This is a genomic window from Dermacoccus sp. UBA1591 (assembly GCF_002322065.1).
GTDB classification, from domain to species: Bacteria; Actinomycetota; Actinomycetes; order Actinomycetales; family Dermatophilaceae; genus Dermacoccus; species Dermacoccus nishinomiyaensis.
The window spans coordinates 63,510-67,689 of record NZ_DCNR01000054.1; the positions used below are offsets into that span (position 1 = coordinate 63,510).

The 4,180-nt window shown below is 68.2% G+C and carries 5 protein-coding genes; 1 reads left to right on the forward strand and 4 read right to left on the reverse strand.

The annotated features are described in order from the left end of the window. Window positions 1–73: 73 nt before the first annotated feature. Window positions 74–946: a gamma-glutamyl-gamma-aminobutyrate hydrolase family protein gene (locus tag B2284_RS05940; protein ID WP_006947107.1), complete on the reverse strand. Its 873-nt coding sequence runs from the start codon at window positions 944–946 to the stop codon at window positions 74–76. A gap of 54 nt (window positions 947–1,000) precedes the next feature. Between B2284_RS05940 and B2284_RS05945 the strand changes: the two genes are divergently transcribed. After that, entirely contained in the window at window positions 1,001–1,129 is a 129-nt protein-coding gene (locus B2284_RS05945) for a hypothetical protein (RefSeq protein WP_276606014.1), read from the forward strand. A gap of 58 nt (window positions 1,130–1,187) precedes the next feature. Here B2284_RS05945 and B2284_RS05950 read toward each other — a convergent pair whose 3' ends face one another. From B2284_RS05950 to B2284_RS05960, 3 genes are all read right to left on the reverse strand, one after another. Further along, window positions 1,188–2,048 carry a fumarylacetoacetate hydrolase family protein gene (locus tag B2284_RS05950; RefSeq protein WP_205747100.1) on the reverse strand — a complete coding sequence of 287 codons (861 nt, stop codon included), beginning with the start codon at window positions 2,046–2,048 and terminating at the stop codon, window positions 1,188–1,190. A gap of 60 nt (window positions 2,049–2,108) precedes the next feature. Continuing rightward, entirely contained in the window at window positions 2,109–3,095 is a 987-nt protein-coding gene (locus B2284_RS05955; protein ID WP_074045877.1) for a 3,4-dihydroxyphenylacetate 2,3-dioxygenase, read from the reverse strand. A gap of 170 nt (window positions 3,096–3,265) precedes the next feature. After that, a partial coding sequence (locus B2284_RS05960) for an aldehyde dehydrogenase family protein (protein WP_286697295.1) occupies window positions 3,266–4,180 on the reverse strand: 915 nt, incomplete at its 5' end.

The window sequence follows — 4,180 nt, forward strand, 5'->3', positions numbered from 1 at the left end:
CGTGACGAGCGCGCTCGACGAGATCGCTGAGCAGCCGCAGTTGTTGCACGTCGGCGTCGAAAGTGCGTCGCGCTCAGGCGTGACGGGCGCGTTCGACGAGGTCGCTGAACAATCGCAGTTGCTGCGCATCGGTGTCGAAGGTGTCCTCCGGGTGCCATTGCACCGCGACGATGCTGGCCCCCGCGCCCACAAGGCCTGACTCGCGCTCGCTCGCCGAGGTGCTTGCCGCCACAGCGTCGGTCGTCGGGTCGAGTTCGACGGCTTCCGTCGTCCCGTCATCGGCACGCGCGACGACCCGCCAGCCGGGCGCGACGTCCCGTAGGCACTGGTGGTGGTAGCAGCTGGCCTTGACGCTCGACCCGCCGAGCACCTGCGCGAGGCGAGACGACGGGTCGAGCTCGACGTCCTCGACGCGATGACGGTGCGCCGACACGCCGAGCTCGTCGTCCATGTCGAAGTGCAACGTGCCCCCCAAGGCCACGTTGAGCAACTGCATGCCACGACAGATCGCGAGCACCGGCACGGCCCGTCCGACGATGACGCGCGCGAGTGCGAAGTCGAACGCGTCCTGTTCGACGTCGACGTCGTAGTGGGTGTCGTGCATCGCTTCGCCTGTCCAGACGGGCGAGATGTCGCCACCACCGGGCAGGAGGATGCCATCGGCGAAGGCCACGCGTTCGGCGACCTGGTCGACGAACGCGTCTGGAATACCGGCGAATCCACGCGTTGGGTCGACGAGTGCGTCGGGAGCCCCGCGCTCGGTGCCGTCATCGCCCCCAGCGGTCATCGGCTCGGCGATCGGGGCAACGGGGTGGATGACGACCGGCTCGCCCCCCGCCGCCCAGACGGCGTCCATGAGCGCGCGCGCCATGACATCTGCGCCGTAGCGCAGAGCTGACGCGGACGCGGAGAACCGCGCCGGCATCGCGATGATGGGTCGACTCACGCCGTCACCCGCCTAGTCGTCATCGTCATCGTCATCACCTCAAAGTTCTCCCACGTGGTGCGTTTCGACACCACGTGGGGAGATTTCGCCACGAACAACTCCTACATCGTGCGTATCAACACCGAGTGGGACATCATTCCGCGCCGCCCCCGCCGGTCGTGTCGCACCGAGCGGTGCGGCTGAGCCTGCGAAGCCACACCGCCGGAAGACGCGCCGGAAGACGCGCCGGAAGGCGCGGGCATCACGGCTGCGGAGGCATCGGCTTTCGGATACCGCGGAACTCCCAGTCGCCACCCTGGGCGGTGGAGAGGACTTCCTCCGACTCGGTGACCTGCGCGCCGACGTCGGTGCGGATGGGCGTCGGGCCCGTCACGATGTGGTTGCGCAGCGTGCCGAGGCCTTCGACCTCGACCTCGACGACGTCACCGGGGTACACCGTCCGCGAGATGGCGGGCGTGCCGGACAGCAGCAGGTCGCCGGGCTGCAGCGTGATGGTGCGGGCGATGTCGGCGACGAGGTAGTGCATGTTCCACTCCATCTCGTCGGTCGTGCCGTCCTGCTTCACCTCACCGTTGACGAGGGTGCGGATGCGCTTGCCGCGGAAATCCCAGCCCTCGATGACGCCGGGGCCGACGGGGCAGAGCGTGTCGGCACCCTTGACGCGCAGCATCGAACCGGAGTCGGTGTCGCGGAAGTCGTGCAGGCCGTAGTCGTTGGCGACGGTGTAGCCGCGGATGTAGTCGCCGGCCTCGTCGGGCGAGATGTTGCGGCACGTCTTGCCGATGACGATGGCGATCTCGCCCTCGTAGTTGAGCCACTTGCAACCCTCGGGGCGCACGACGGCACCCTCGTGCGTGTTGAGCGCGGAGACGGGCTTGTGGAAGTACGTCGGCGCCTTCGGCAGCGTCGTCATCATCTCGTCGACGCGGCTGCGGTAGTTGAGGTGCACGCAGACAATCTTGCTCGGCGTCACGGGCGGCAGGTGCGTCGCGTCGGCGATGGCGACGCGACGACCGTCGCCGGCGACGAGGTCGTCACCGTCGACGACGACGTCGACGGGGTTGCCGTCCAGCAGGATGCGGCGGGTTTCGCGCAGGGTCATCGGGTTCTCCTCGTGGGGTGGATCGGGATCAAGGTCAAGGTCGGCGGACAGCCGACGCCCTCAGCCCGCGGCCGGGACGTCGGGAATGTGTTGCGGGCCCGCCTCAGCAGCCGCCGAGGCAGCCTTCTGACGCAAGACGTCGTCGTCGATGACGGTGCGGTGCGGCGCGGGGAAGCCACCGTCGGGCTGGTCGAACCACAGGTGCACCTGGCCAGTACCGACGGAGTTCTCGTACTCGCCGTACTGACGCGACGGGGCGGTGCAGTCGCCTTCGCCGAGGGCACCGATCATCATGAGGTAGTGCCCGAATCGTGCTTCGGGCTTGTACCGGTAGAACTCGTCCATCGTGTCGAGGACGCGCGCGTGATCGCCGTTCGCGAACCATTCCATGCGCTGCAGGTCGGCCTGGCACGCCTCCTGCGAGAAGATGTGCTCGCTGCTGGCGGCCTCGTGGTCGCGCAGCTTGCGCAGCGGCCAGAACGTGTGGCTGAGCGCGCCGGAGGCGATGAGCAGCACCTTGCGGTCGCTCTCGCGGATGGCGTCACCGAGCGCGCGGCCGAGGCGCAGGTTGTCCTCCGTGTCGGCTGTTTGGCACACGCCGATGGAGATCCACTTCTTGTCGTCGAGGCCCTTGCCGAGGTACTCCCACATGTTCGTCGTCGCGTAGAAGATCGGCAGCGAGTGGTCGTCGATCGCGGTGATCCAGGTGCCGTGCTCGTCGGCCTTGCTCGCGATGAGGTGCGCGAGCTCCGGGTCGCCGGGGAAGTCGTAGTGACGACGCGGCATGCCGCGCGGCAACTCCTCCGACGTGAACAGCCCCGAGCGGCGATCCTGCGCCGTGACGACGAACTCGACGGTCGTCGCCCAGTGGCTGTCGAGTACGACGACGGTGTCGTAGTCGAGCACGTCGAACACCTCGCGCCGCAACTGCTGGAGCCCGGCGACGAGCGTCGTGTCCTCGCCGTTGTTGAGGCTGCGCCGCACGTCCTCGGGCAGCATGATCGTCGGCACGTGCGCCAGCAGACCGGCGCCTACCACTTCACCCATGTCCGTCTCCTTCGTTCATCGTCGTTTCTCGTCATTGACCTGCCCCAAGGCCCGCCATCCTTTGCGTGCACGTGCACCCAGGTGCCCCGCACGCAAAAGATGTGCGGCGGGCACCTGCGAGCAGTGCCGCACAATTTCTCGGCCATTCAGTTGTTCAGCGACTCGATCGTTCAGTTGCTCGGCGCGAAGACGGAGTTCTTCACGTCGCAGTAGAAGTCGAAGCTCCAGATGCCGCCCTCGCGGCCGATACCGGACTGGCCGCTGCCACCGAACGGCGCGCCGAGGTCGCGGACGAAGAAGCAGTTGACCCAGACGGTGCCCGCGCGCAGTTGCGCCGAAACGCTTTCTGCCCGCTCGGGGTCCGACGTCACGAGCGTCGCGGCGAGCCCGAAGCGCGTGTCGTTCGCCATCGCGACGCCGGCCTCGTCGCCGTCGAACGTCTCGATCGTGAGGACGGGGCCGAAGACCTCCTCGGTGAGGATCTCCGAGCCTGCGGGGCAGTCGGCGAGGATCGTCGGCGAGTAGAACAAGCCGCCCAGCTCGTCGTTCGGCCCCCCGCCCATGAGGACGCGCGCACCGTCCGCCTTGGCGCGCTGGACGAAACCGTCGACGGTCTCGAAGTGCTTGCGCGTGACGAGTGCGGAGACGTCGCTCGTCAGGTCGCGCGGGTCACCCTGCTTGAGCGTGCGAGCCTTGTCGAGCACACGCTGCGTGAACTCCTCGGCGATCTTGGCGTCGACGAGCAGACGCGCGCCCTTGAGACAGACCTGCCCGGCGTTGTCGAACTGCTCGACGGCGATGTCGACGGCCAGATCCATGTCGGCGTCGTCGAGCACGAGCAGCGGCGACTTGCCGCCCAGCTCGAACGACAACGGGACGATGTTCGGCGCGGCCGCAGCGGCGATGACGCCGGCCGTCGGGACGGAGCCGGTGAAGCACAGCCGGTTGATACCGGGGTGACGCGTCAGTGGGGCGCCCGCGTCGACGCCCGTGCCCTGCACGACGTTGAACACACCGTCGGGCAGGCCCGCGTCACGCATGATGTCGGCGAGCAGCGACGCCGTCAGCGGCGCCCACTCCGGCGG